The organism is Amycolatopsis sp. MJM2582 (assembly GCF_000754115.1).
GTDB lineage: Bacteria > Actinomycetota > Actinomycetes > Mycobacteriales > Pseudonocardiaceae > Amycolatopsis > Amycolatopsis japonica.
Map to the genome: position 1 here is coordinate 558,566 of NZ_JPLW01000005.1, position 25,163 is coordinate 583,728.

Annotated in this window: 29 protein-coding genes; 19 read left to right on the forward strand and 10 right to left on the reverse strand. The window is 68.4% G+C overall.

The window, feature by feature from the left end; genetic code table 11:
* Positions 1–106: 106 nt before the first annotated feature.
* Complete coding sequence (locus tag ED92_RS30380; RefSeq protein WP_037344239.1) at positions 107–1,042, forward strand: DMT family transporter; 936 nt, start codon at positions 107–109, stop codon at positions 1,040–1,042.
* Here ED92_RS30380 and ED92_RS30385 read toward each other — a convergent pair.
* A complete protein-coding gene (locus ED92_RS30385; RefSeq protein WP_369797439.1) occupies positions 967–1,473 on the reverse strand; it encodes a GNAT family N-acetyltransferase in 507 nt (168 codons plus the stop codon). The two genes, ED92_RS30380 and ED92_RS30385, sit on opposite strands and share 76 nt — an antisense overlap.
* A 133-nt stretch (positions 1,474–1,606) precedes the next feature.
* Here ED92_RS30385 and ED92_RS30390 point away from each other — a divergent pair, with 133 nt between their 5' ends.
* A complete protein-coding gene (locus ED92_RS30390) occupies positions 1,607–1,810 on the forward strand; it encodes a hypothetical protein (protein ID WP_037344241.1) in 204 nt (67 codons plus the stop codon).
* Between the two features lie 174 nt (positions 1,811–1,984).
* Here ED92_RS30390 and ED92_RS30395 read toward each other — a convergent pair whose 3' ends face one another.
* Positions 1,985–2,344: a VOC family protein gene (locus ED92_RS30395; protein ID WP_037344243.1), complete on the reverse strand. Its 360-nt coding sequence runs from the start codon at positions 2,342–2,344 to the stop codon at positions 1,985–1,987.
* An 89-nt stretch (positions 2,345–2,433) separates the two neighbouring features.
* Between ED92_RS30395 and ED92_RS30400 the strand changes: the two genes are divergently transcribed.
* Genes ED92_RS30400 through fgd form a run of 5 tightly spaced genes read left to right on the forward strand, consistent with a single transcriptional unit; the run spans position 2,434 to position 6,003 of the window.
* Entirely contained in the window at positions 2,434–3,627 is a 1,194-nt protein-coding gene (locus tag ED92_RS30400; RefSeq protein WP_037344244.1) for a zinc-dependent alcohol dehydrogenase, read from the forward strand.
* Between the two features lie 59 nt (positions 3,628–3,686).
* Positions 3,687–4,103, forward strand: a complete 417-nt coding sequence (locus tag ED92_RS30405) for a CBS domain-containing protein (RefSeq protein ID WP_037344245.1) — start codon at positions 3,687–3,689, stop codon at positions 4,101–4,103.
* 15 nt (positions 4,104–4,118) lie between these two features.
* Positions 4,119–4,646, forward strand: coding sequence for a hypothetical protein (locus tag ED92_RS30410; protein ID WP_037344246.1), 528 nt, complete (start codon positions 4,119–4,121; stop codon positions 4,644–4,646).
* A 42-nt stretch (positions 4,647–4,688) separates the two neighbouring features.
* Positions 4,689–4,940 (forward strand): hypothetical protein, encoded by a 252-nt coding sequence (locus ED92_RS43845; RefSeq protein ID WP_369797440.1) that lies wholly within the window; start codon positions 4,689–4,691, stop codon positions 4,938–4,940.
* A gap of 58 nt (positions 4,941–4,998) precedes the next feature.
* Positions 4,999–6,003, forward strand: a complete 1,005-nt coding sequence (gene fgd / locus ED92_RS30415) for a glucose-6-phosphate dehydrogenase (coenzyme-F420) (RefSeq protein ID WP_037344247.1) — start codon at positions 4,999–5,001, stop codon at positions 6,001–6,003.
* Between the two features lie 48 nt (positions 6,004–6,051).
* Here the strand turns inward: fgd and ED92_RS30420 are convergent, their stop codons facing one another.
* On the reverse strand, positions 6,052–6,465 hold the full coding sequence (locus ED92_RS30420; RefSeq protein ID WP_037344248.1) for an SsgA family sporulation/cell division regulator: 414 nt from the start codon (positions 6,463–6,465) through the stop codon (positions 6,052–6,054).
* Between the two features lie 364 nt (positions 6,466–6,829).
* Here ED92_RS30420 and ED92_RS42815 point away from each other — a divergent pair, with 364 nt between their 5' ends.
* From ED92_RS42815 to kstD, 6 genes are all read left to right on the forward strand, one after another.
* Positions 6,830–6,991 carry a hypothetical protein gene (locus tag ED92_RS42815; RefSeq protein WP_161791125.1) on the forward strand — a complete coding sequence of 54 codons (162 nt, stop codon included), beginning with the start codon at positions 6,830–6,832 and terminating at the stop codon, positions 6,989–6,991.
* Positions 6,992–7,001: 10 nt separating this feature from the next.
* Positions 7,002–7,925 (forward strand): XRE family transcriptional regulator, encoded by a 924-nt coding sequence (locus ED92_RS30425; protein WP_052120933.1) that lies wholly within the window; start codon positions 7,002–7,004, stop codon positions 7,923–7,925.
* A 60-nt stretch (positions 7,926–7,985) separates the two neighbouring features.
* Entirely contained in the window at positions 7,986–8,492 is a 507-nt protein-coding gene (locus ED92_RS30430) for a helix-turn-helix domain-containing protein (RefSeq protein WP_037344250.1), read from the forward strand.
* 56 nt (positions 8,493–8,548) lie between these two features.
* The gene (locus ED92_RS30435) at positions 8,549–9,067 is read left to right on the forward strand and encodes an SRPBCC family protein (protein WP_037344252.1); all 519 of its coding nucleotides are present in this window, start codon (positions 8,549–8,551) and stop codon (positions 9,065–9,067) included.
* Positions 9,067–10,104, forward strand: a complete 1,038-nt coding sequence (locus ED92_RS30440; protein WP_037344253.1) for an LLM class flavin-dependent oxidoreductase — start codon at positions 9,067–9,069, stop codon at positions 10,102–10,104. Before ED92_RS30435 ends, ED92_RS30440 begins: the two co-directional genes overlap by 1 nt.
* A 131-nt stretch (positions 10,105–10,235) precedes the next feature.
* Positions 10,236–11,984 carry a 3-oxosteroid 1-dehydrogenase gene (kstD, locus tag ED92_RS30445; protein WP_037344255.1) on the forward strand — a complete coding sequence of 583 codons (1,749 nt, stop codon included), beginning with the start codon at positions 10,236–10,238 and terminating at the stop codon, positions 11,982–11,984.
* Positions 11,985–11,988: 4 nt separating this feature from the next.
* On the opposite strand, the gene ED92_RS30450 is transcribed toward kstD, so the two are convergent.
* Together ED92_RS30450 and ED92_RS30455 are read right to left on the reverse strand one after the other, a co-directional pair.
* On the reverse strand, positions 11,989–13,284 hold the full coding sequence (locus tag ED92_RS30450) for a pentapeptide repeat-containing protein (RefSeq protein WP_235213396.1): 1,296 nt from the start codon (positions 13,282–13,284) through the stop codon (positions 11,989–11,991).
* A gap of 81 nt (positions 13,285–13,365) precedes the next feature.
* On the reverse strand, positions 13,366–13,857 hold the full coding sequence (locus tag ED92_RS30455) for a DUF1772 domain-containing protein (protein ID WP_037344258.1): 492 nt from the start codon (positions 13,855–13,857) through the stop codon (positions 13,366–13,368).
* Between the two features lie 528 nt (positions 13,858–14,385).
* Here ED92_RS30455 and ED92_RS30460 point away from each other — a divergent pair.
* Complete coding sequence (locus tag ED92_RS30460; protein ID WP_037344259.1) at positions 14,386–14,925, forward strand: TetR/AcrR family transcriptional regulator; 540 nt, start codon at positions 14,386–14,388, stop codon at positions 14,923–14,925.
* Between the two features lie 61 nt (positions 14,926–14,986).
* Here ED92_RS30460 and ED92_RS30465 read toward each other — a convergent pair whose 3' ends face one another.
* Complete coding sequence (locus ED92_RS30465; RefSeq protein WP_052120961.1) at positions 14,987–16,549, reverse strand: amidase; 1,563 nt, start codon at positions 16,547–16,549, stop codon at positions 14,987–14,989.
* Between the two features lie 349 nt (positions 16,550–16,898).
* Entirely contained in the window at positions 16,899–17,591 is a 693-nt protein-coding gene (locus ED92_RS30470) for an IclR family transcriptional regulator (protein ID WP_037344262.1), read from the reverse strand.
* Positions 17,592–17,820: 229 nt separating this feature from the next.
* Between ED92_RS30470 and ED92_RS30475 the strand changes: the two genes are divergently transcribed.
* A complete protein-coding gene (locus ED92_RS30475; protein ID WP_081975959.1) occupies positions 17,821–19,224 on the forward strand; it encodes a serine/threonine-protein kinase in 1,404 nt (467 codons plus the stop codon).
* On the opposite strand, the gene ED92_RS30480 is transcribed toward ED92_RS30475, so the two are convergent.
* Together ED92_RS30480 and ED92_RS30485 are read right to left on the reverse strand one after the other, a co-directional pair.
* Positions 19,199–20,056, reverse strand: coding sequence for an LLM class F420-dependent oxidoreductase (locus ED92_RS30480; RefSeq protein ID WP_037344265.1), 858 nt, complete (start codon positions 20,054–20,056; stop codon positions 19,199–19,201). The genes ED92_RS30475 and ED92_RS30480 overlap by 26 nt on opposite strands.
* A gap of 26 nt (positions 20,057–20,082) precedes the next feature.
* Positions 20,083–21,273, reverse strand: a complete 1,191-nt coding sequence (locus ED92_RS30485; RefSeq protein WP_037344266.1) for a cytochrome P450 — start codon at positions 21,271–21,273, stop codon at positions 20,083–20,085.
* Positions 21,274–21,380: 107 nt separating this feature from the next.
* Here ED92_RS30485 and ED92_RS30490 point away from each other — a divergent pair, with 107 nt between their 5' ends.
* Complete coding sequence (locus ED92_RS30490) at positions 21,381–22,457, forward strand: TetR/AcrR family transcriptional regulator (protein WP_037344268.1); 1,077 nt, start codon at positions 21,381–21,383, stop codon at positions 22,455–22,457.
* Here ED92_RS30490 and ED92_RS30495 read toward each other — a convergent pair.
* On the reverse strand, positions 22,454–22,978 hold the full coding sequence (locus tag ED92_RS30495) for a GNAT family N-acetyltransferase (protein WP_037344270.1): 525 nt from the start codon (positions 22,976–22,978) through the stop codon (positions 22,454–22,456). The genes ED92_RS30490 and ED92_RS30495 overlap by 4 nt on opposite strands.
* A gap of 78 nt (positions 22,979–23,056) precedes the next feature.
* On the opposite strand from ED92_RS30495, the gene ED92_RS30500 reads away from it, so the two are divergent.
* The 3 genes from ED92_RS30500 (at position 23,057) to ED92_RS30510 (ending at position 25,163) form a co-directional block, all read left to right on the forward strand.
* Positions 23,057–23,425 (forward strand): helix-turn-helix domain-containing protein, encoded by a 369-nt coding sequence (locus tag ED92_RS30500; protein ID WP_037344271.1) that lies wholly within the window; start codon positions 23,057–23,059, stop codon positions 23,423–23,425.
* A gap of 344 nt (positions 23,426–23,769) precedes the next feature.
* Positions 23,770–24,366, forward strand: coding sequence for a TetR/AcrR family transcriptional regulator (locus ED92_RS30505; protein WP_037344273.1), 597 nt, complete (start codon positions 23,770–23,772; stop codon positions 24,364–24,366).
* A 35-nt stretch (positions 24,367–24,401) separates the two neighbouring features.
* Complete coding sequence (locus tag ED92_RS30510; RefSeq protein ID WP_037344275.1) at positions 24,402–25,163, forward strand: glucose 1-dehydrogenase; 762 nt, start codon at positions 24,402–24,404, stop codon at positions 25,161–25,163.

The window sequence follows — 25,163 nt, forward strand, 5'->3', positions numbered from 1 at the left end:
GAACATGTAGGACCGCTTAACGTCGGTGTAGATCTTTTCACTTGTCCTGACGAGTCGCCCGAGGCAGCTTGGGAGAGGTATCGAGCGGCCCGGCGAAAGGAACGAAGTGAGCATCGGCGCACCGGGAACCCTGGTCCGGATGGGCGTTCTCGCCCTGTTGTGGGGGTCAGGGTTCCTGTGGATCAAGCTCGCGCTGACCGGGCTGCCGCCCGTTCAGGTGACCGTCATCCGCTGTGCCCTCGGCGCGGCCGTCCTCCTCGTGCTGAGCCGCTGGGCCGGGCAACGACTCCCGCGCGGCCGCCGGATCTGGGGCAGGCTCCTCGTCGCCGCCTTCTTCTGCAACGCCTTGCCGTTCGCGTTGTTCAGCATCGGTGAACTGACCGTCGATTCCGGCGTCGCGGGGGTGATGAACGCGACGACCCCGCTGTGGTCGTTGCTGATCGGCATCGGGATCGGCACCGAACGACGGCTGACGGTGGTCCGCGTGGGCGGGCTGATCCTCGGTTTCGCCGGCATCCTGCTGATCTTCGCGCCCTGGCAGAAGGGCGGTCTGCTGGGCTGGGGGACACTGGCCCTGCTCGGCGCCGGCCTCAGCTATGCGGTCGCTTTCGCTTACATGGGAAGGAAACTCGTCGGCGAAGGCGGTCCGATCGCGATCTCCGCCGCGCAGTTGCTGACCGCCACCGGGCTCAGCGCGCTCGCGCTGCCCTTCGACGCCGCACCGGCCGGGCCGCTGAACGTGACCGCGGTGCTCGCCGTCGTCGTCCTCGGGATCTTCGGCACCGGCGTCACCTTTTATCTCAACTACCGGCTCATCGCCGACGAAGGCGCGACCTCCGCGGCGGCCGTCGGCTATCTGCTGCCGGTGGTCTCGGTCGCGCTGGGCGCGATCGTGCTCGGCGAGGACCTCGGCCCGCGGGTGCTCGCCGGGATGGCCGTGGTGCTGCTCGGAGTCGCGCTGACGCGCTACGTGAGGTCTTCGGCGAGCAAGTCCATCAGCAATCCGTCGTGCCAGCCCTCGCCGTCGGTGTCGCGTTCGTAGCCGCGCATCACGCCGACCTCACGGAAACCGACGGCCTTGTAACAGCGGATCGCGGCGTCGTTGTCCACGGCGGGATCGATCACCAGCCGATGGTGCCCGCGATCGTGCAGGAGATACCGCGCCATCGTGCGGACGGTGTCCGTGCCCAGGCCCCGGCCGTGCGCCGCCGGATCGAGGAAGAGATCGACCGACGCGTGCCGGTACATCGGGTCTTCCTCTTCGCCGTACTGGACGAAGCCCCGGACGACGCTCCCTTCGAGGACCGTGAAACAGGCCGTCGTGGGGTCGTCGAACGGCCAGGTGGGGGAGTCGTCGACCGAACCCCAGCGCGCCCCGACCTCGGCCGTGCCGCGGATGCGCCGCAGGTCCGGGACGTGGGCCTCGGTGACCGGGGTCAGGGTCACGATCTCCCCGCGCAACTCGGTGGTCAGTTCCCGCTCCGTCCGCTCGTCCGAATGGCGCCAGTCTAGGGAGAAACCGGCCGGGGCGCCGCCGGACCGCAAGAAAGCGGGGGCTTTCCCGGCCGGAATCCGGTATCAACGAAAGGGACGACGGAGGTGGGTCATGGGGAACCCGTTCGAGGAATTGCGTCCGGTGGAGGAATTGGTCGACGGTGGGGCGACGGCCGTGCGGGCGGCGGTGTTGCGCAAGGCGACCGAAGCGGTGGTCGCGAACGCCCGCGACGCGACGGACTGCCGGATGCTGCTGGAGATGCTGGGGCTGCACTCGGAAAGGCCGGTCCGGACGACCGAGCCTGAAGCCGCCTGAGGCCGCAAGTACATGAAGGCCCCCTTCCTTGCGCTAGACGCAAGGAAGGGGGCCTTCATGTACTTGGGAAGGTGTGAAGGACTCCTTCCCACGGCTGAGCCGAGGAAAGGGGGCCTTCACGGACAGGGCCGGAGAACCGAACCGCAGCCGGAATCCCTAAGCGGCTGAAGAGGTTCAGCGCCGCGGCAGCACGCAGAATTCGTTGTCTTCCGGGTCGGCCATGACGACCCAGTCGTCCGACTCGGGGTCTTCGATGATCCTGGCGCCGAGTGACACGAGCCGGGCGACCTCTTCACGCTGCTCGAGTTCGGTGGGCGCGAGGTCGAGGTGCAGCCGGTTCTTCCCCGACTTCCCCTCGGGGACCGGCTGGAAGAGCAGGCTCGGCACGTCGGGGCTCTTCAACTCGACATAGGTCACGCCATGACCGTCGGTCCACCGCTCGGTCTCGGGGTAGCCGAGTGCTTCCTTCCAGAACGCGGCCAGTGCTTCGGCCTCACGGCAGTCGACGGCGACGGCGAGCATCCGGGTTCGCATGGATCAACGGTGGCACGGAACGGCGAGGTTTGCCGGATGCGCGGGCGGGCACCCGGCGGGGAGCACAGCCACTCGCCGAAGGGAGCACCATGAAGGCCGTCACCTGGCACGGCAAACGTGATGTCCGGGTCGAAACCGTCCCGGATCCGAAATTGCTCGAACCGACCGACGCCGTCGTGCGGATCACCTCGACCGGAATCTGCGGGTCCGACCTGCACCTTTACGAGGTCCTCGGCGCTTTCATCGACGAGGGCGACATCCTCGGGCACGAACCCATGGGCGTCGTCGAAGAGGTCGGTTCCGGGGTGACGAACCTGAAACCCGGTGATCGTGTCGTCGTCCCGTTCAACATCTCCTGCGGCCACTGCTTCATGTGCGATCGCGGCCTGCAGTCGCAATGCGAGACCACGCAGGTCACCGATCGGGGAAAGGGTGCGGCCCTGCTCGGCTACACCAAGCTCTACGGGCAGGTTCCGGGCGGCCAGGCCGAATACCTGCGGGTCCCGCAGGCCCAGTACGGCCCGATCAAGGTGCCGGACGGCCCGCCGGACGAGCGTTTCGTGTACCTCTCCGACGTCGTGCCCACGGCTTGGCAGGCCGTCGACTACGCGAACATCCCCGAGGGTGGCACGGTCGTGGTCTTCGGGCTGGGCCCGATCGGGCAGTTCTGCTGCCGGATCGCGAAACACCGGGGTGCGGGGAAGGTGATCGGCATCGACCTGGTGCCGGAACGGCTCGCGAAGGCCGCCGCGGCCGGCGTCGTCACCTACGACACGCGTGAACACAAGGACCTCGGCGACCTCATCCGCGAGACGACCGGCGGCAGGGGAGCGGACTCGGTGATCGACGCGGTCGGGATGGAGGCGCACGGTGCCCCGATCGGGCGAATGGCGCAGAACCTGGTCGCCCTGTTGCCCGATCCGATCGGAGCGAAGATCACCGAGAAGGCCGCGGTCGACCGGCTCAGCGTGCTGTACGCGGCCATCGACTGCGTCCGCCGCGGCGGGACGATCTCGCTGAGCGGCGTCTACGGCGGCATGGTCGACCCGCTGCCGATGATGGACCTGTTCGACAAGCAGATCACCCTGCGGATGGGGCAGGCCAACGTCCGGCGCTGGATCGACGACATCATGCCGCTGATCACCGATTCCGCCGATCCGCTCGGCGTCGAGGGCTTCGCGACGCACAAGATGCCGCTGAAGGACGCGCCCCACGCCTACGAGATCTTCCAGAAGAAGCAGGACGGCGCCGTCAAGATCCTTCTGGAGCCGTCGGCGGCTTGAGGTGTCGGCCCGGGGATCCCGGGTATCCGCTGGATGATCCTGAAGGAAGGAGCGATGGGATGACCACGGCACGAGACATCATGACCGCGAACGTGACCTGCGTGTCCGCCTCCGAAACCGTCCTCGACGCGGCCAAGAAGATGGCCGCCGAATCGGTGGGCGCGGTACCGATCTGCGGCGAGGACGGCAAGCTCAAGGGCATGCTGACCGACCGCGACATCGTGGTGAAGGTCCTGGCCGAAGGCAAGGACCCGAGGGCGCTGCACGCTTCGGAACTGGCGCAGGGCGAGGCGGTGACGATCGGCGCCGACGACGACGCCGAGGAGATCATGCGCACCATGGCGAACCACAAGGTCCGGCGCCTGCCGGTGATCGACGGGCACAAGCTCGTCGGCATCGTGGCGCAGGCGGACGTGGCCAAGGCCCTGCCCAACCCGGACAGCGGTGAACTGGTGGAAGCCCTCTCCTACGACTGACGGCATACTCACTCGGTGGCGTTCTTCGACATCGAGGGTTACGAACCCGTGTGGCTCTCCGGACTCCAGTCGATCCGGAGGGCACACGGGGATCGTTTGCGTGCGCTGGTGGGCAAGCGACTGTGGCATGTCCACCTCACCTGGTTCGTCGAGTACGTCGAGTGGCTCTCCGACGCGCCCGTCGTGGTCGACTTCGGCGACGAACGGCTGGAGATCACGCACTGGAAGTTCGACGAGCTTTCCCTGACCTGGAACACGATCGACCCGGTCGGGAAGTCCTCATGGGACTGGGGCGATCCGGCCGAGCCCAGCCCGCTGCGGTGGCGGCGGGACGTCTTCCCGGAACTGTCCGCTTTGGAGGGTCAAGTGCTCCAAGACGTCGAGCTGCTCGACTGCGCGACGCGGGACATGGCGAACGGCATGGTCGCGGTCGGCTTCGTCTTCCCGCGCGGCCGGTTCACCGTGTTCAACGCGCTCGACGAGAACGGCATCGAATACACCGAGCCCGACTCGTCCTATCGGCGACATTCCTTGGCAGGCTGAGAACGGGGTGCGGCGGTCGTCGATCTTGGCGATACTTCCGCCCTGCTCGTCGAAGCCGAAACCACGCTGGACGAACTGGAATCGCTGATCCAGCGGATCAACCGGACCAACGCAGCGACCCCCGATCACAACTCCGCCCAGCAAGGCGCACAGGTGACGGCGCAAACGGCACTGTTCATCACCACGTGCCGGTCCCGGAGGGTGAGGGCGGGTACGGGGGTCTTTCCACGCATTCCCGGTGTCACAGTGGTGTTCCCGACACTCTTCACCCAGCCGAGGCATGGGCGCGGCTGATCGACTCTGTGCCAAGGTGAAGAGCGGAACAACCCAAGAGTCCAGGTGGTGACCCCGGATGGCACTGAAGATCGGTTACAAGGCGTCGGCCGAGCAGTTCGGCCCGCGCGACCTCGTCGAGTACTCCGTGCTCGCCGAGCAGGTGGGGCTGGACAGCGTGATGGTCAGCGACCATTTCCAGCCCTGGCGGCATCAGGGCGGGCACGCGCCGTTCTCCTTCGCGTGGATGGCGGCGGTCGGCGAGCGCACCGAACGGGTGGTCCTCGGCACCAGCGTGCTGACCGCGACCTTCCGCTACAACCCGGCCGTCGTCGCGCAGGCGTTCGGCACGCTCGGCAGCCTGTACCCGGGCCGTGTGCTGCTCGGCGTCGGCAGCGGTGAGGCCCTCAACGAGGTCGCGGTCGCCCGTATCGAGTGGCCCGCGTTCAAGGAGCGGTTCGCGCGGCTGCGCGAGGCGATCGACCTGATGCGCAAACTGTGGTCCGAAGAGCGCGTCACGTTCGAGGGCGAGTACTTCCAGACCACCGACGCCACCGTGTACGACCGGCCCGAAGGCGGGGTGCCGATCTACATCGCGGCCGGCGGCCCGGTCATGGCGAAGTACGTCGGCAAGCAGGGTGACGGTTTCATCTGCACCAGCGGCAAGGGGATGGAGCTCTACACCGAGAAGCTGCTGCCCGCGGTCGCGGAAGGCGCGGAGCAGGTGGGCCGCAGCACCGGCGACATCGACAAGATGATCGAGATCAAGCTGTCCTACGACCCGGATCCGGCGCAGGCGCTGGAGAACACCCGGTTCTGGGCGCCGCTCTCGCTGACGCCGGAGCAGAAGGCGGGTATCGAGGACCCGGCCGAAATGGAGAAGGCCGCGGACGCGTTGCCGATCGAGCAGGTCGCCCGCCGCTGGATCGTGACCTCCGACCCGGCCGACGCCGTCGAGCAGATCAAGCCGTACGTCGAGGCGGGCTTCAACCACCTCGTCTTCCACGGTCCCGGCCACGACCAGGAGCGGTTCCTGCGGTCGTTCTCCGAGCAGGTCGTCCCGGGGTTGCGCGAACTCGCCTGACCCGATGTCTGGCGGGCGGCACCGCGCGAGCGGTGCCGCCACCGGCCGTCAGGACTCGGTGACGAGCTTGCCGATCTCCTGCTCGAAGTCGAACCATTCCGGCTCGGATCCGGCGGGGACCACGTCGTAGGTGCGGTCGAGGAATTCGGCCAGCTCCTGCGCCGGGGCTTCGAGCACCGCGCAACCGTCGGGCGCGCTGAGCGCGAAAATCACGATCGAGGTGTCATCGGCCGGGCTGATGATCACGTCGCCCTCACCCGATGGAGTGAGCAGTCCGTCCGCGAGGAGATCACGGCCGAACATCCAGCGGACCGTCCCGCCACCCGAGTGGTAGGCCACCACGACGGCGTACGGGTCTTCGGGGTCGTATTCGAGATCGGCCTGGACGGGGAGCGGGTCCGCACCGAAAGTGCGCAGGCCGAAGACGATCGTCCCCCGGATGAGGTCGCTTTCCTTGTCCAACGCTTCAGCCCCTTACGTTCGGTTGCTGTTGATCTTCAGCTATTGATAACGCAATGTGAAGCCTTTTCGTGACCCGAGTTGACAAGGTTCACACGTTCGGCTGAGAGCTGCGTCTCACGTGCTCACGGACGGTTCCCGGCGGGCACGTGCGGTGAGCGGCCGGAAAGGCGATCAGCCGTGCAAAAGAAAGAGACTTCGCACGTGCATATTCCGGTGAATGAGAATAGCCAACCGTTCGGCGGAGTGAATCGCTATTCCTCCTGGTTAACATCATTGTGCGTCGTTCGCGTATTCCAGGAGATCGACGTGGCTCCGTCCTGGACCCCGGCGAGCACGGTCGTTGAGGATAGGGAAAGGAGCGGTAATGGGCGTACGCATCACCGTCGCCATTCCCAGGCAGGACGCCGGGCAGCGGCACACGGTTCACGGGCCGCGCCGCCGGGTGATCCCGACGTCCGCGCCGCCTTCGCCGGGTGTGGCGACCGCGCCGGCGGTGCCCCGTGTGCGGGAGCGTCGCCGTGATTGAGCGGCTCCCGATGCGGGTCGGGCAGGCCGACATCGACCGGCTCGAAGGTGTCATCGGAGCACTTCGGGCACGCGACTACCGGGAAGGCGGCGGATCCTGCCGGGAACTGCTGCGCGTGCTGGAGCCATACGGCGCCGCGCTGCGGCGCGGGATGATGTCCGAGCCGCTGGCCAGGCGGCTGGCGGGCGTGGTCGCCGATCTGCACAACCTCAGGGGCTGGACGGAATTCGACTCCGGCCGCCCCGTGCGCGCCGAGTGGCACTTCCGCCGTGCGCTCGAACTCGCGACGGAGGCAGGCGCCGACGATCTCCTCGCCAACATCCGTTACCGGCTCGGCCGGATGTATCTGCATCACCGCACGCCGGCGGAGGCGCTCGAGCAATTCCGGCAGGGGCAGGTCGCGGCGCGCCGCGGGGGACGGCCGCTGTCGCAGGCGATCCTGTCGGCGAACGAGGCGTGGGCCTACGCGCTGCTCGGTGACGTCCGCCAGGCGCTGGACAAGCTTTCCCTTGCCCCGGAACAATTCGCGGACTCCGTCGGCGACGCCGTGCCCTCGTGGTCGGCCTTCTTCACGGCCAACGACCTGGCCGCGATGATCGGCACGGTGCGCACCGAACTCGCCAGGCTCGTCGACGTCCGCCATTGCCGGAAGGCGATTCCCGCGCTCACCGAGGCCATCGAGGGCTACGGCCCGGACATGATGCGCAGCCGGTCGCTGACGATGATCTGGCTCGCCGTCGACCACGCGCTGGAGGGTGACATGGACCGGGCCGCGGAGGTCGGTCTCGCCGCGATGGAGATCGCGGACGGGATCCGTTCCGCGCGGACGCGAGATCGTTTGAAGCCCCTGTCGGAAAGCGTGCGGAAGCGAGTCGGCGATATTAATGCGCGAGATATTCTTGACCGGATAGCAACATTTCGAGCCAGTGCCTGAGCGCCGGGGAATAGGTGGAGGAATGACCGGATCAATTTCACCGGGCGTAGGCTCGCGGGTATGAAACGGACTTCGTTCGCGCAATGGCCGTGTTCGATCGCGCGCACCATGGACCTGCTCGGTGACTGGTGGACGCCGCTGGTCCTGCGCGAGGCGTTCTACGGGATCCGCAGGTTCGACGAGTTCCAGCAGGAGCTCGGCATCGCGCGGAACACCCTGGCCGACCGGCTGCGCCGCCTGGTCGGGGAGGGATTGCTGGAAAAGCGCGCCTACCAGGCCGACCCGGTTCGTTACGACTACGTCCTGACCGAGAAGGGCACGGATTTCTACGGTGTGCTCGCCGCGATGTCGCGCTGGGGCGACCGCTGGCTCTCCGGGGAGGCCGGGCCGCCCGTCGTCCTGCATCACGAGACCTGCGGGCAGGACACGCACGCGGAGGTCGTCTGCGCGCACTGCGCCGGGCCGTTGACCGGGGAGAACACCCGGGCCCGGCTCGGGCCCGGGTACCCGCCGAAGCTCGCGGATCGACCCGACGTGGTGCGCCGCTTCGCCGCGCAGGAGGTTTGACAACGTAAGTCCATCTACGCAACTATCGAGGTCACGAGCATGGAAGGCGGGCCACGATGGAGTGGACGGGCGCCAAGTACGCCGACAAGCCGACGGTCGAGGTCGAGGCGTGGGTCGACGCCGTCCCGGAACGGGTCTGGTCGATCGTCTCCGACGTACGCCTGATGCCGGAGATGAGCCAGGAGCTCCAGGCCGCCGAATGGTGTGACGGCGCGGAAGGCACGGCCGCGGTCGGCAGGCGGTTCGTCGGCCGCAGCAAGCACGACGCGCTCGGGGAATGGGAGACCACGTCGCACGTCGTCGAATGCGACGAGCCACGCGTGTTCACCTGGGCCGTGCACGACGCCGAGACGCCCACGGCGCTGTGGCGCTTCACGCTGGAACCCGAGAACGGCGGGACGAAACTCCGGCAATGGATGCAGCTGGGGCCGGGCCGGTCGGGTCTCTCCCTGGCCATCGACCAGATGCCGGACAAAGAGGAGAAGATCGTCTTCGTCCGGATGCGCGAGTTCGAGAAGGCGATGACCGGGACCCTCGCCGCGATCAAGGAGCGAGCCGAGGCGGGCGGCGCGTGATGCGGACGGCGACCACGGTCGAGGCTTCCCGTGGTCCGCGGGAGACGCTGGATTTCGTGCTGGAGGCGGAAAAGCTCGGTCTCGACGACTGCTGGGTCGCCGAGGCGTGGGGATCGGACGCGCCGTCCGTGCTCGGCTACCTCGCGGCGCGGACGGAGCGGATCCGGCTCGGCTCGGGCATCATCCAGCTCGGCACCCGGACCCCGGTGGCGATCGCGCAGGCCGCGCTGACGCTTTCGGAGCTTTCCGAGGGAAGGTTCGTGCTCGGGCTCGGCGCTTCGGGGCCGCAGGTGATCGAGGGGCTCCACGGCGTTCCGTTCGCCCGGCCGCTGACCCGGATGCGGGAAACGGTCGCGATCATCCGCCAGGCGTTCGCCGGGGAGAAGATCGCGTTCTCCGGCAAGGAGTTCGACATCCCGCTGCCGGGCGAGAGCAGGCCGATGCGGCTGTCGACGGCGCCGAATCCGGACATCCCGATCCATCTGGCCACGCTTTCGCCGAAGCTGCTGGAGCTGACCGGGGAGATCGCGGACGGCTGGCTGGGGACCAGTTTCGTGCCGGAAGGGGCACAGGCCTACTTCTCGCATCTCGACGCCGGTCTCGCCAAAGCGGGCCGAACGCGGGCGGACCTCGAAGTCTGCCAAGGCGCCGAAGTCGCGTTCGCCAGGGACGAGGACGAGCTGCGCGGAATGGTCGCGAGCCGTAAGGCCGAACTCGCGTTCAGTCTCGGCGGCATGGGCTCGGCGAAGACGAACTTCTACAACAACGCCTACAGCAGGCAAGGCTGGGCCGAGGCCGCCGCGGCGGTGCGGGAGCGCTGGCAGGCGGGTGACCGGGAAGGCGCGGCCGCGCTGGTGACCGACGAGATGGTGCTCGGCACGACCCTGATCGGCACCGAACCGATGGTGGCGCGACGCCTGCGGGTCTGGCGGGACGCCGGCGTCGACACGGTCCGGCTGTATCCGGCGGGCGAGACGGTCGCCGACCGGCTCGCCACCCTGGGGCGCGCGCTGGACCTGGTCCGGGCGCTGGGCTGAATGCCCGCGCCGGTTGAGGTGACCGGCCGAGCGCGGCGGTCGCCGCCTGCTCCAAGCGGGTAGAACTTGTTTCACTTTTCCCGCCGGCTGGAGAACATGACCTCGCTCGATCCCCCACGCGAGGAGGATTCATGGGTCTCGATCTCCGCCTGTCCCGTCGTCAGGTCCTGCGTGGCACCGGGCTCGCGCTCGCTTCGGGATTGCCGTTGGCGGGGACGGCATCGGCGGGCTCGGCGGTGGTCGGCGAGTACGACGTCGTCGTGGTCGGCGCGGGTGCTGCGGGGATGACCGCCGCGTTGACGGCGGCCAAGCGGGGACTCAGCTGCGTGGTGCTGGAGAAGGCGGCGAAATTCGGCGGTTCGGCCGCCCGGTCGGGAGCGGGGATCTGGATCCCGTGCAACCCGGTACTGGCACAGGCCGGCGTCCGCGACACCCCGGAGCAGGCCGCACGGTATCTGTCCGCCGTGGTCGGTCCGTCGATCCCCGCCTCGCGGCAGGAAGCGTTCCTCGCCAACGGCCCGGCGATGCTGTCCTTCGTGATGGCCAACAGTCCGCTCCGGTTCCGGTGGATGGAGGGCTACAGCGACTACTATCCGGAACTGCCCGGCGGGATGCCGGACGGCCGCTCGATCGAACCTGACCAGCTGGACGGGAACATCCTCGGCGCCGAACTGGCCAACCTGAACCCGCCCTATCTCGCCACACCCGCGGGGATGGTCGTCTTCAGCGCGGACTACAAATGGCTCGCGCTGGCCGCGGTCAACCCGAAGGGCGCCGCGGTGGCGGCCGCCTGCCTCGCCCGCGGCACGGCCGCCGCGCTCGCCGGGCAGAAACCGCTCACCATGGGGCAATCGCTGGCCGCGGGACTGCGGGCCGGGTTGCAGCGCGCCGGTGTCCCGGTCTGGCTGAACACGCCGCTGACCGATCTCGTCCTCGAGAACGGGAAGGTCACCGGCGTGACCGTCGCGGCGGGCGTGGTGAAGGCGCGGCGAGGTGTCATCGTCGGCTCCGGCGGGTTCGAGCACAACGCCGCCATGCGGGCCGAGTATCAGCGCCAGCCGATTGGTACACAATGGACTGTCGGCGCGCGGTCGAACACCGGCGACGGGATCCTGGCCGGAAAGCGCGCCGGGGCGGCACTGGACCTGATGGACGACGCTTGGTGGGGGCCGGCGATCCCGCTACCCGGCGAACCCTACTTCTGTCTCGCCGAACGGACCTTGCCCGGCGGGCTGATGGTGGACGCGGCGGGCAAGCGGTTCGTCAACGAAGCGGCGCCGTACAGCGACGTCGTGCACACGATGTACGACCGGAACCCGACGTCACCCACCATTCCCGCGTGGTTGATCGTCGATCAGCACTACCGCAACCGGTATCTCTTCCGCGACGTCGCGCCGCTGCTGCCGCTTCCCGACGAGTGGTACTCGGCGGGCGCGGTCAAGAAGGCGTGGACCGTGGAGTCCCTCGGCACCGCGATCGGTGTGCCGTCGCAGGCGCTGCGCGCCACCGTCAACCGGTTCAACGGGCAGGCGCTGTCCGGTGTGGACAGTGACTTTCGTCGGGGTGACAGCGCTTACGACCACTACTACACCGATCCATATGTCTTGCCGAACTCGTGCCTCGCCCCGCTCTGGGAACCGCCCTTCTACGCGTTCAAGATCGTGCCGGGCGACCTCGGCACGAAGGGTGGCATGCGCACCAACGCGCGGGCGCGGGTCCTGCGGGCGGACGGTTCGGTCATCCCCGGGCTGTACGCCGCCGGGAACGCGAGCGCGGCGGTGATGGGCAACAGTTACGCGGGCGCGGGGTCGACGATCGGGCCGGCGATGACCTTCGGGTACGTCGCGGCGAACGACCTCGCCGATCAGGCTTCGAGTTGACAGGTCACTCGTCTTCGAACGGCTTGTGTGGTTGAAGTTGTGCGGGAAGAAAGGGAACGCCGTCCAAGGTGGAGTCGGTGAACCTGATGTCACCGCTGAACGTGGCGCCGTCGAACGTGGTGTAGCTGCTGAAGGTCACTTGGTTGAACCAGGCGTCACCCGCGAACGCGGCTTCGGTGAAGTAGGACCGGTGTGCGAACGTCACACCGGGCAGGTAGGCGTCTTCGAAGAACGTGGCGTCATCGAAGGTCGCGCTGTCGACAAAGGTGGCTTTGCTGAACACCACGCTGCCGGTGAACGTCGTGTTCGTGAACCGTGCCTCGCGCAAGAACGAGGCAGCGCGAAAGGTGGCGGTTCCTTTGAAGGTGGCCGCATCGAATCTGGCCATGGCCTCGAAGGTCGCCTGATCGAACCGGACGTTGCCGGTGAACCGTGCGTCCGAGAACCATGAGTCACCAGTGAACGTGACGCCGTCGAACCTGGTTTCCCCGTCGAAGTGGATGCCTATCAGCAAAGTGTCGCCGCAGAACCGGGCGTTCGAAAAGCGGGCGTTGTTGAGCCTGCAGTCGCGGAACATGACGTCGATCAGCAGCGCGCCGCTGAGATCCAGGTCGATGTCCGGCCAGAACCTCTTCCCATCCTGGTAGTTCGGGTCGAGATGGTCGGCAAGGATGCGCTGGGCCGTCGTTCGTACCTCACGTTCTTGAATGTCACTTCGGTATTCGTCGTGGACTTCCTTCTCGACGCCAGTCTCGGGAGGCTTGTCGGGTAGTTCGTAGGGCATGCGTAGATAGGCGCTGATCACATTGACGATCATCTGACGCTGTGTGGGATTGTCCTGCGCCAGGCGATCGAGAGCGTACAACCCGGCCAGGCGGACGGGTGCTTTGTCCGATCCCAGTTGCTCGACCGCCTTCAGGTACAGGTCGCTGATCCGCCGCTCCGCGGCATCGTGGCGAGCATCGTCATTGGCTCGCTCGCGTAGTTGAAGGTCATGACGTTTGGTGAGAAGGTCCTGCTCCGCGGTCTGCTGGCGCCGGGCGGCCAGAAGCAGTGCGATGGCGCCGCCCGCGCCGAGCACGATGGTGCCGACGGTGCGCACACCCTCCAGGCGGGCTTTGTCGGCGTCGGTTCCCTTTCCGTAGAGAACGAACAGCACCCAGCAGGCTGTGATGGAGAAGGCGAGTAGAAATCCGGCGCACAGGGCGATGGTGCGATTCGACAAGGTCCGGTGTTTTCCGTTGGAGAGCGAGATAGGCCGGGTTCTGGGCTTCTCCGGAGGGTGCGAATCGTCGACCATCGAACCATGATCGCAGTGTGGGAGAGGGTTTCGAATCTGGCGAATACGTGACAGTGCCGCGCGGACTGGCCTTTCGACGTGCTAGCGCGTCTGGGCGGAGGCAGGGGCCGGGAGCTTGAGCCGTGAGACGACGATGACGAGTGCGAAAGCGGCAAGGGCCGCGACGGTGCGGATGACGTTGTAGGTCTCCCAGCGGTCGAGGATCGCTGCGTGATCGGCGGGCGTCGCGGTGACCGCCCAGACCTTGATCCGGCCGTTGATCGGGACGTTGCCGAAGCGGGTGACCAGGAACGACGTCGCGACCAGGGCCGCGGCCACACCGGCCAGCCACCGGGGCCGCCCTCGGCTCAGCAGGGCGAGCGCGAGGGAGCTGATCGCCGCGAGCGCCATCGCGGTCTGCATGACGACGCCGTTGCGCTGCATCAGCGCCGTGTGGAAGGTCAACCGCACGTCGAGCGGGACGACGTCGAACGTGGCGGCGACGTTGACCGCGCCGTAGCCGAACGCCCCGGCGAGCAGGCCCGTCGACAGGAGGGCTACGCCGGTGACGAGATCCGACCTGAACTTTGACATGGTGTCAAAGGTAGCGGGCGTGGGTAAATCTGACAACGTGTCGGAGTTAGCGCGGGTGGGCGTCGGTGCAGGTGGTCGAGCGAGCTCGTGGCCGAGACCCAGCGCCGTGCGCCCTCGGGCTGTCCAAAAAGGACATTGTTCGAGATCAAGGCGTCCGATTTGGGTACTTTGTGCAGTATTGCCCTGGGATCGTGAGTGGCAATGGTCGTTCTAACCCTCTTTGCCACTCACGACCCCACGTGAAACCGGACTTAAAGGCGTAAAGCGGGCGCATGCTGCTTGGAAAGTGACCACTGTGGACACCGATACCTCAGGCGGCATCACGCGCCACCTTTGACTTACCCCTCAGCACGCGAGTGCGGTCTGCAGTCACGCGAGTCACGTCCCTGATCACGTGAGTCACGCCTTCGCTCACGCCACGCCTGGGTGCCCAGTCCGTGAAGGCATCCCAGGCGTTCCCGCCGGTTGCGGCCCGCGCACCCGTTAAGGTGAGGCGTTCACGTGGCATCAAGGGCTGGGGGGTCCGCCATGATCAACAAACGTGCCTATCACCACGGGGATCTCCGTCGTGCGCTTGTCCTCGCCGCGCGGGAGCTCCTCGTCGAACGAGGTCCGGAGGGGGTGAGTCTGCGTGCCGCGGTCGCGAAAGTGGGTGCGTCCACCGCGGCGCCGTATCGGCATTTCCGCGACAAGGACGCGCTGCTGGTGGCGGTCGCGCTGGAAGGGCATACCGAGTTACAGGCGTGTTTGCAGGGGAGTGGGGCGGGGACGGTGACCGCGCTCGGGCACTCGTACCTCGGCTTCGCCCTGGAGAATCCCGCGTTGTACCGCTTGATGGCGGGCGCCGGGATCGGTGACCGCGCCGCGTATCCGGAACTGGCCGAGGCGCACCGGACGACCTGTGCGCTGCTGGCCGATCGGGTGGGGGAGCGGAACGATCCGGGCGGTTTCGCCGTCACGCTCTGGTGCCTGCTCCACGGGCTCGCCACGCTCGTGATCGACGGTCACGTCGAGCGCGATTCCGCCGTGGCGGAGGCCGAGCGCAGTCTGGGGCTCCTGGTCCATTAGCCGGGGACGTCGTGAGTGATCCAGGTCGTTCCGACGACCCGGATCACTCACGAGACCGCACTCAGCCGATCGACGGGATGTACGTCGGCAACCGCCGGACCTTCGTGTCCTGTTCGAAGGCGTACGCGATGGCCAGCAGTGACGGTTCGCTGAACCGCCCGCCCATGATCGACAGGCCCAGTGGCAACGGCCCGGCGTACGCCATCGGAACGGTCATGTTGGCGTAGCCCGAAACGGCCGCCGGGCCGGACGAGTCGATCAGCAGCGCGCCGTCGCCGACGCCGAGTTGCGTCTTCCACGCGGCGTTGTTCGTCGGCGCGACGATCGCGTCGAGTTTCGCGCCGCGCAGCGTCTCGTCGAGGCCCCGCCGGGCGGCGCTCGTCGCGGCTTCCCGCATCGCGCGGTACGCCGGATCGTTCAGATCGCCGGTGGTCGCCTGCGAGCGGTCCCAGAGATTGTGGGTCCAGTACGGCATTTCGACCGCCGCGTGGTCCAGGTTGTACTGGATCAGCCCCGCCAGATCGGCGGGATGCTTGCCGCCGGTGGAGGCGAGGTAGGCGTTGATGTCGTGTTTGAACTCGGTCCTGATCGCGGGGAACTCGTTGGCCGCGATGACGTCCAGGTACGGGATGGTGATCTCGACCGTGGTCGCGCCGAGCTTCCGCAGCCTGGTCAGCGCCTGCTCGAACGCCGCCTTCGTCGTGTCGTCCGGGGTGTAGACCTCGCGCCAGACGCCGATCCGCTTCCCGCGCAAAGCGTTGGGGTGCAGGAACTTCGTGTAGTCGTCGAGGGACTGCCTGGCGGCGTCGACGGTGATCGGGTCGCGGCGGTCGGCGCCGTTGAGGGCCGCGAGCAGGATCGCGGCGTCCACCACGTTGCGCGCCATCGGGCCCGCGGTGTCCTGCTGCTTCGACACCGGCACGATCCCGCTGCGGCTGACGAGCCCGAGGCTCGGCTTGACCCCCACGATGCCGTTGGCGCCGGACGGGCAGCTGATCGAACCGTCCGTTTCGGTTCCGACGGCGACGGTCGCGAGGTGCGCCGCGACGGCGACCCCCGGGCCGGACGACGAACCGCACGGGTTGCGGTCGAGGACGTAGGGGTTCGCGGTCTGGCCGGCGAGCGGGCTCCAGCCGTTCGACGAACTGGTGGAGCGGTAACTCGACCACTCCGAAAGATTGGCCTTGCCGAGGATGACCGCCCCGGCCTCGCGCAGGTTCTCGACCACGCCGGCGTCACGGTAGGGGCGCGACTCCAGCAGCGCCGTCGAGCCCGCGGTGGTCGGCTGCCGGTCCGCGGTGTCGATGTTGTCCTTGAGCAGCACCGGGATGCCGTCCATGGGGCCCTTCGACCGGTGCCGGTGCCGTCGCACGTCACTCTCCGCGGCGAGCCGCAGCGCGTCCGGGTTCGTGGAGAGCACCGCGTGCAGCGTCGGGTTCAGTTTGCGGATCCGCTGCAGGTAGAAGGCGGTCAGCTCGACCGAGGACAGCCGTCCGGAGCGCATCGCCCGCTGCAGGTCGGGGATCGTCGCCCGCTCCAGGTCGATCCCGGCCACGACGGGGCGGCCGGACCGTTCCGCGGCCCACGCCGGGACGGCCGTGGTGGCGGACGCCACGGACACCATGACGAGGAACGCCGCCACGGCCGCGCCACGTCTTTTCAAGGAATGTCTTGTCAAGGAATTCCCTCCTTGGTCGAAAGAATTCCTGAACAGTACGTGCGCCGCTCCGTTTCGGAAGTGCCCGGAAAAAGCGACGGATGGTGATTTAATCGCCGCGCGAACGCCTCGTCCGGTAGGCGATCGGTCACGGAAACGGCTTGTGACGGGCGGATTTCTTCGATTTCTGCACGGGGCGGCACCGGTCGCGGACACACGGTGAGGCGATTTCCTGGATTTCGTCGGAAATATTCCGCCCGTATTCAGGTGGTCGCCCGCTTGCCGCGTTGGTCGGGGATTGTTCGGGCTTCGCCGATCATCCGGCGCGGTTTCGCCCGGAGCTTTCGGCGAGCGCGGCGCCGAAGGAGCGGGCGCTGCTCGCCAGCGCGGTGACCGCGGAAACCGGGTCGCGGCGGACGGGCAGGACCGCGGCGAGTGCCGCGCCGACCCGCCCGTCCGGGGTCCGGACGGCGACGGCGGCGCAGCCGAGTCCCTCCGCGATCGTCTCGGACTCCGCCGCGAACCCGTTCGCGCGGATCTCCAACGCGTCGGTGTCCGGTTCGGCGAGTGCCGGGTGATGGGCGGCGAGGAGCCGCCCGGCGGCGGTCCCGGGCGGCAGCGGGCTGCCCGGCCACACGGGGACGTCGTCGGCGGGGAGGACCGCCCCGGCCGCGACGAGCGCGCGTCCTTCCCTCGGCACCACGAGCACCAGACTCGCGCGCATCCGCGCCGAAAGCACCGGCAGCCATTCCTTGGCCAGGTCCCGGAGTTCGGGCTGCCAGCGCCGACCGAGCCGGAACACCCGCGAACCGATCCGGTAGCCGCGGCCCGCCCGTTCGACCGCGCCCAAGTCGGCCAGCTGCTCCAGGAGCCGGTGCACGGTGGTCTTCGGGAGCCCGGTGGTCCGCACGAGCTGGGTCAGCCCGGCCTGCCCGCCGTGCTCGTCGAGTGCTTCGAGCAACGTGAACGCGCCTTCGAGCACGCCGCGTCCGCCAATGGTCTCCCGCATCGCCGCCCTTTCCCGTGAACAGGCCACACCGGAGAAGTAAAGTGCGCCTCGGGCCTGCCGGGATACGAACTTCCGGGCAGCCGATGGGGCGGGGTTCCGCTGAACGGCCCATTTGCCGACGTGACCGACACCGCGCCGCGAACCACCCTGCCGGGTCCGGCGTCCCGGCGCGTTCCTGGCATGCTGGCAAGGTTCGCGCGAACACCACAGCTCCAGGGGGACGTCGATAATGGAGGAGATCCGCCGCCTCGCCGATCGGTTCGATCTCATCGAGCCCGTCGGCGGTGGCTCCATGGGCACCGTGTGGCGGGCGCGCGACGAGAACCTGGAGCGCACGGTCGCGGTCAAGGAACTCCTTCTGCCGCACGGCGCGGGGGAGCAGAAGGCCGACGAGGCCAAGAACCGCGCGCTGCGCGAGGCCAGGATCGCCGCCCGGCTGGTGCATCCGCACGCCATCACCGTCTTCGGCGTGATCGACGAGCAGGACCGTCCGTGGATCATCATGGAGTACCTGCCCTCCACCAGCCTCGCGGAGAAGCTGCGCGAGGGGCCGATGGAGGTCGACGACGTCATCCGTCTCGGCATCCAGCTCTGCTCGGCGCTGGCGGCCGCGCACCGGGCGGGCATCGTCCACCGCGACATCAAGCCCGGCAACGTCCTGCTGGGTGACGACGACACCGTCAAGATCACCGACTTCGGGATCTCGCGGGCGATGGGTGACGTCCAGCTCACCGCGACCGGCGAGATCTCCGGGACGCCCGCGTTCCTGGCGCCCGAGGTGGCGCGCGGCGAGGACGCCACGTCCGCTTCCGACGTCTTCTCGCTCGGCGCGACGCTGTACACCGCGCTCGAAGGCGGCACGCCGTACGGCACGGCCGAGAACCCGATCGCCTTGCTGTACCGCGCCTCGAGCGGCGAGATCACCCCGCCGACCAGGTCCGGGATCCTGACACCGCTGCTGAACCGGCTGCTCGACGTCCGGCCGGACAGCAGGCCGACGATGTCCGAGACCGAGCGGGAGTTGCGCGCGCTCGCGGCGGGGGAGCCGACGACGCTCGTCGCGGAGGAGCCGCCGCCGAAGGCGCGCAAGGGATTGCTGATCGGCGTGCTCGCCGTGTTCCTCGTGCTCGCGGCGGCCGCCGCCGCGGCCGTGGTCGTGATGCTCAACCGCGACGACGACGCCTCGACGGGTGAGGCCCCGCCGCCGGTTTCCCAGTCGCAGTCCGCGGCCCCGACCACCTCGGAGCCGGTCGCGCCGCCGCCTTCGCCGTCCTCGGTGCCGCCTTCGACGCCGCCCCCGTCCTCGTCCTCCTCGGCCGCACCGCCGCCCGCACAGACGCCGGGGCAGGCGCTCGCGGCTTACTACTCCCTCATCCCGGGGAATCTCCAGGCGGGGTTCGCGACGCTGAGCGACAACTTCAAGCAGACGAGGAACCAGAGCTTCGAGCGGTATTCGAACTACTGGCGGCAGTACAGCTCGGTGACCGTGTCGAACGTGACCGAATCCGGCACCACGGTGACGGCGACGCTCACTTACGTGAAGGCGTCGGGCGGGACCACGACGGGGCGGGAGACCTTCACCCTGGTCCAGAAGGACGGCCGCTACCTCATCGATTCCCAGCGGGCAGGTTGAGTTTCCCGGCGAGGCGCTGAAGCCAGGCCTCGACCTCCTCGGGGGAGCGGTCCGGGAGACCGAAGATCGTCTCGGTGACCCCGGCCGCTTCCAGTTCGGCCAGCTTTTCCGGATCCGGGCGGACACCGAGCGCGGAGATCTCCGGCGCCCCGGCGCGGCCCTCTTCGTGCCAGATTTCGCGCAGCCGCCGCGCTTTGTCCTCGATGTCGGTGTCCCCGGGCGTCGTGAGCCACCCGTCGGCGGATTTCGCGATCCAGCGGAACGTCTTCTCTGTCGCGCCGGCGCCGACGATCACCGGGATATGCGCTTGGGCCGGTTTCGGCCACGCCCAGCTGGCGCCGAACGAGACGAACTCGCCCGCGTACGAGGCTTCGTCCTGCGTCCAGAGCGCGCGCATCGCTTCGAGGTATTCGCGCAGCACCGTCCGGCGTTTGCCGCCGGGGACGCCGTGATCGGCCAGTTCGTCGACGTTCCAGCCGAAGCCGACGCCGAGCGTGACCCGCCCGGCCGAGAGATGATCGAGGCTGGCGATGGTCTTCGCCAGCGTGATCGGATCGCTCTCGACCGGGAGGGCCACCGCCGTGGCGAGCCGGATCCGCGTGGTCACCGAGGCCGCCGTGGCCAGGGCGACCCACGGGTCCAGCGTGCGCAGGTAGCGGTCGTCGGGGAGTGACGAGTCGCCGGTACGCGGATGCGGAGCCTCCCGTTTGACCGGGATATGCGTGTGTTCGGGCACGTGGAAGGCGTCGAAGCCGGCGGCTTCGGCCGCCCGCGCGGCCGCCGCCGGACTGATGCCCCGGTCACTGGTGAACAGCACGATCCCGTGTCTCACAGGCGGTCACATTATTAGAACGTGTTTCAGTTTGCAACCGTGGCATGCAGTGTGACCGGCAGGGCGTTCAGTCGCCAGGTGCCCGGGTCCGGGATGCGCAGGAGCCCGTCGGCGAGTGCGAGATCGGGGAACCTGCGCAGCAGGGCGGTGAGTGCGACCTCGACCTGAACCCTGGCCAGTGAAGCGCCGAGGCAGAAGTGCGGCCCGTGGGCGAAGGCGAGATGCCACGCCGGTCCCGCCGCGCGCCGGATGTCGAAGACGTCCGGGTCGGGGAACGCCCTCGGGTCCCGGTTGGCCGCGGCGATCGCGACGGTAACAGGTTCTCCTTCGGGGATGAGGACGTCGCCGATCCGGACGTCCGTGGTGGCGAAGCGGGGGAGGGTCAGCAACTGCGGGCTCTGCCAGCGCATCACCTCCTCGACCGCACTGGGCATGAGCGCCGGATCGTCACGGAGTTCGGCCAGCTGTTCCGGGTGGGAAAGCAGGGTTTCGACCGCGTTGGCGATGAGATTGCCGGGTACCTGACCGCCCAGCACGAGTTGCCAGACCAGTGCGACCAGTTCGGTTTCGCTCAGCCTGGCACCGTCTTCGGCCTGGACCCTGAGCAGTTGCGAGAGGACGTCCTCGGCCGGTTCGAGCTTCCGCTTCGCGATGGCGGCGAGCGCGCCCTCGACGATCCCGGGGACCGCTTTCGCGAGTCCCGCCCCGTCGCCGGCCGACACGAGGGCGCCGTATTCGCGCCAACGCGGACGGTCGGCCTCGGGAATGCCGACCAGTGCGCAGATCACGTCCACCGGCAGCGGGCGCGCGAACGCGGTGACCAGGTCGATCCGGTCCTCTCCGGCGAGTTCGTCGAGGAGGGTGTCCACCAGCCGCTCGATCCCCTCGCGGAGCGCGGCGGCCTTGCGTGGGGTGAACGCGGGGGCGACCAGCCGCCGGAGCCGGAGGTGCTCCGGGCCCTCGACCTCCTGCATCGTCCGCATGTACGGGCGGCAGTGGTCGGGGATGTCCATGCGCTGATAGCTGTTCGCGCTCAGGGCGAAACGCGGGTCGCTCAGCATCTTCCGCGCCTCTTCGTGGCGTAGGACCGCCCACATCGAGAACCCCGGCGCGGAGAGTTTGGCGATCGGGGAGTGCTCGCGGACGGGGGCGTAGGCGGTGAACGGGTCGCGGAGGACCTCGGGGTCGGTGAGGAGGATTTCGGGAACTTCGGACAAGACGGCTCTCCCAGTTCGGATGTTCAATTCAGATGTTCTCATCATCTGAATGGTCAAGGTATCTTGATCCGGGTCCGAGAGCAATCGTGCTGGCTGACGGGAGGCCGATGGTCCGGCTGAGCAGGGCGGAGACGCAGGAGCGCAATCGCGCGAAGGTGCTGGCCGCCGCGCGCGACGAGTTCGCGGAGCAGGGCTTCCGCGACGCCAAGATCGACGTCATCGCCGAACGGGCGGAACTCACCCGAGGGGCGGTCTACTCGAACTTCCCGGGGAAACGCGCGCTGTACTTCGCTGTCCTCGCCGAGCTGGCCGAACGATCCGCCGGAGCGCCGCACTCCGTGCCCGGCGAGACGCTCGAAGGTGCGCTGGGCGCGCTGGCCAGGGCTCGGGTGGCGGTGCTTCCCCTGGACGACGATCAGGCCGCCCTCGCCCGCGACCTGATGCCCGAGGTGCTCGCGGACGAGCATGTCCGGCGCCCGTTCGCCCAGCTGGTGAAGCTCAACGGGCTGCTGCTCGGGCTCGCGCTGGAGCGGCTCGACCCGCCGGAGCGGACGGCGGGATCGCCGATCCCGCGCCGGGTCCGGCTCGCGGAGACCGTGCTGACCACGCTGCACGGCGCCGGCCAGCTGGCGGCCACCGCGCCAGGGCTGGTCGAGCCCTTCGACGTCGTGAGCGCGTGCGAACGGCTGGCGGGGCTGGCCTTCAACGACTGGTGGGCGCCGCCGGTGATCGCGCCCACGGCGCAGGCCGCGGACCGGCCGTGGTCACCGCCCGGGGCCGTCGACCTCGTCCGCGCCGAATCCTTCGTGCCCGGCGACGGCGTCGTCGTCGTGCTGGGCACTCATCGGCTGGCCGCCGCGGAAGAAGCCGTCCGCGCCTCGGGCGGCGAGGTCACCGTCGTCGCCGTGACGAGTGATCCCGACGAGCTGGTGCCGCTGACCCGGCTGATCGTCGCGGAACTGTGCGGCGGCCTGCGGCAGGCCTTCCCGGAATCGGCGTGGCCGGGCGTGCGCGTGGTGTGCGACGCGACCGGGACACTGGCTGCCGCGGCGGGGGTGCTCGCGGTCAGCGACGAGACCGAGGCCGCGATCCGGGTCGAGCGGGGCAGGATCGTCGCCATCGCGGACGGCCGCGGCGCGGGGCACGCCGTCTCGGGTGAAGTGTCCCGTGTGGACAGTGCCTAGACCGTGTCGGTGTGCCGGATCCGGTACACCTGCAGGCGAAGCCCGTAGTACTTGTCGGTTTCCCCGACCCAGACCATGCCGAGCCGTTTCGCGGTCGCGATGGCTCGCGTGTTGTTCGGGCGGGCGACGGCGAAGAGTTCGTCCGTGTCCTGGGTGAACGCCCAGCCGATCAGCGCACGGGCGGCCTCGGAGGCGTAACCCTCGCCCCAGGCGTCCGGATGCAGCTGCCAGCTGATCTCCAGGTCCTCTTCGTACGGTGGCAGCAGATGGATGCCGAGCCCGCCGACGACCATGCCGTCTTCCTTGCGCTGCACCGCCCATCTTCCGCGCGGCGGCACGAGATTCGGCTGCGCCTGCTGCCAGGCCTGCAGAACCGAACGCATGGCCGCCGCGTCGGTCACCCGGTCCATCGCCGGGGTGAGCCAACGGGTCACGTCGGTGGTGCCGTAGATCGCCAGCGCGGCTTCGGCGTCGTCCTCGGACCACTCGCGGACGACGAGCCTTTCGGTGGTCAAGTCCATAACAGAACGTTACGCGCACAGGTGGGGTCATGGGGTGTCCGGATCATGACAACTCGGCAACCCGCGTACCTTGGCCTCATGCGCGCCGACGCCTCGACCACGCCCGACCAGGCCTGCCCGATCGCCCCGGTGGTCGACCTCGTCTTCAGCCGCTGGACCACGCCGATCCTGTGGGCGCTCAACGAGTTCGGCAGGCAGCGGTTCGTCGAACTCGAGCGGCGCATCGGCACGATCACGCCGAAAGTGCTGACGCAACGGCTGCGGCAACTGGAACGCGACGGTCTGATCACCCGGACCTATCACGCCGAGGTGCCGCCCCGGGTCGAGTACGAGATCAGCGACCTCGGGCGGAGCCTGGCGCCGCTGTTCGCGACCCTCGCGGACTGGTCGACGGAGAACCTGCCGAAGGTGGAAGAGGCGCGGTCGGCTTACGACGCCGGTAGTTGAGCGGCTTCCGCTTAAGCCCGGTTTTCGAGGTCGGCGCGAAGGTTGCGAAAGCCACTTTCGCAACCTTCAACGTTGCGAAAGTGGCTTTCGCAACGCGTCCCGTCCGGGGGTCTTGGAAGACGCGCAGCGGACAGCCCAGGCCTCGTGAGTGGTGAGGACGGTTCAGGCAAAGGCGTCGAGCTTGTCAGCTGTGCTGAAGAGGCTTTTGCTGCGTCTCCGGGCGGTTTCGCGTGACCGCGGGGACGACACACGTGATCAGACGGACGACACGCGTGTCCAGGCGGACGGCTCGTGGCGAACGCGCTTATTTGACCGATCGGTCCAGATGAGGTTAAGCTCCTGTCATGTCCCGGGTGAAGGAATTCGACGTCGACGCGGCCTGTGAAGCCGCACTGGAGCTGTTCTGGCGGCAGGGCTACGAGGCCACCTCGGTCAGTGACCTGATCGCCGAGCTCGGCATCGGCAAGGCGAGCCTGTACGCGACCTTCGGCACCAAGCACGAGCTGTACCTGACGGCCTTGAATCGCTACATCGCCCGGGGCAACGAGCGGTTCGTCGAGGATTTCGCCGGTCCGAGGCCGGCGGTCGCGGGAGTGCGACGGCTCATCGACCGCTATCTCGCCGAAATCCTGGGCGAATCGGGCCGCAAAGGCTGCTTCGTGGTCAATGCCGCCATGGAGATGATGCCGAAGGATCCCGAGGTCGTGCGGGTGGTCGAGCGCAGCTGGGACGCGCTCGAACTGGCGGTGCGGATGGCGTTGAGCCGCGCGAAGGCGCAGGGCGAACTCGACGCCGCCGCCGACCCGGAAGAGCTGGCTGGCTTCCTGCTCACCGTCCTGCAGGGCATGCGGGTGCTGAGCAAGGGGCCGGATCCCGCGGCGCGGGTCAAGGCGGCGGCGAGGCAGGCCATCGCGGTTCTCGAAGCCGCTCGCAAACGCTGATAATGGAACGATCGGACCAGAAAGTGGTAACTACTGTGGGGAAGCGATTCAACGGCAAGGTCGTCCTGGTCACCGGTGGAGGATCCGGGATCGGGCGCGCCACGGCGGCGGCCTTCGCGCGCGAAGGCGCTCAGGTGGTCGTTTCCGGGCGAGACGGCGAGAAGCTGCGTCAGACCGTGAAGGAGATCGAGGCGGACGGCGGAACGGCCGACGCGGTGACCGCGGACGTGAGTGTCGGCTCCGAAGTCGAGCGTCTCGTGGCCGAGACCGTGCGGAGGCACGGCAAACTCGACATCGCGTTCAACAACGCCGGCGTCCTCGGCAGCCCCGCGCCGACGGCGGATCTCGACGAAGACGGATTCGACGCGGTCGTGCGGACGAACCTCACGGGCACTTGGTTGTCCATGAAGCACGAGATCGCCCAGATGCGGAAGGGCGGTGGGGGAGCCATCGTCAACATGTCGTCCAACGTCGGCTCGCACCACCGCCTGCCGGGCATGGCCGCGTACGCCGCGTCGAAGGCCGCCGTGGACGTGCTGACCCGGACCGCCGCCCGCGACCACATCGCCGAGGGCATCCGGATCAACGCGGTCAGCCCCGGCGCCACCGACACCGACATGTCGTTCCGGCCCGGTGAGTCCGAGGCCGACCGCGCGGCCCGGCTCGGCGCGGTCATCCCGCTCGGGCGGATCGGCGCGGTCGAGGAGATCGCCGCGGCGGTCCTCTGGCTGGCTTCCGACGAGTCCGCGTACGTCGTGGGGCACGACATCGTCCTCGACGGCGGCGCCAGCGCGTGA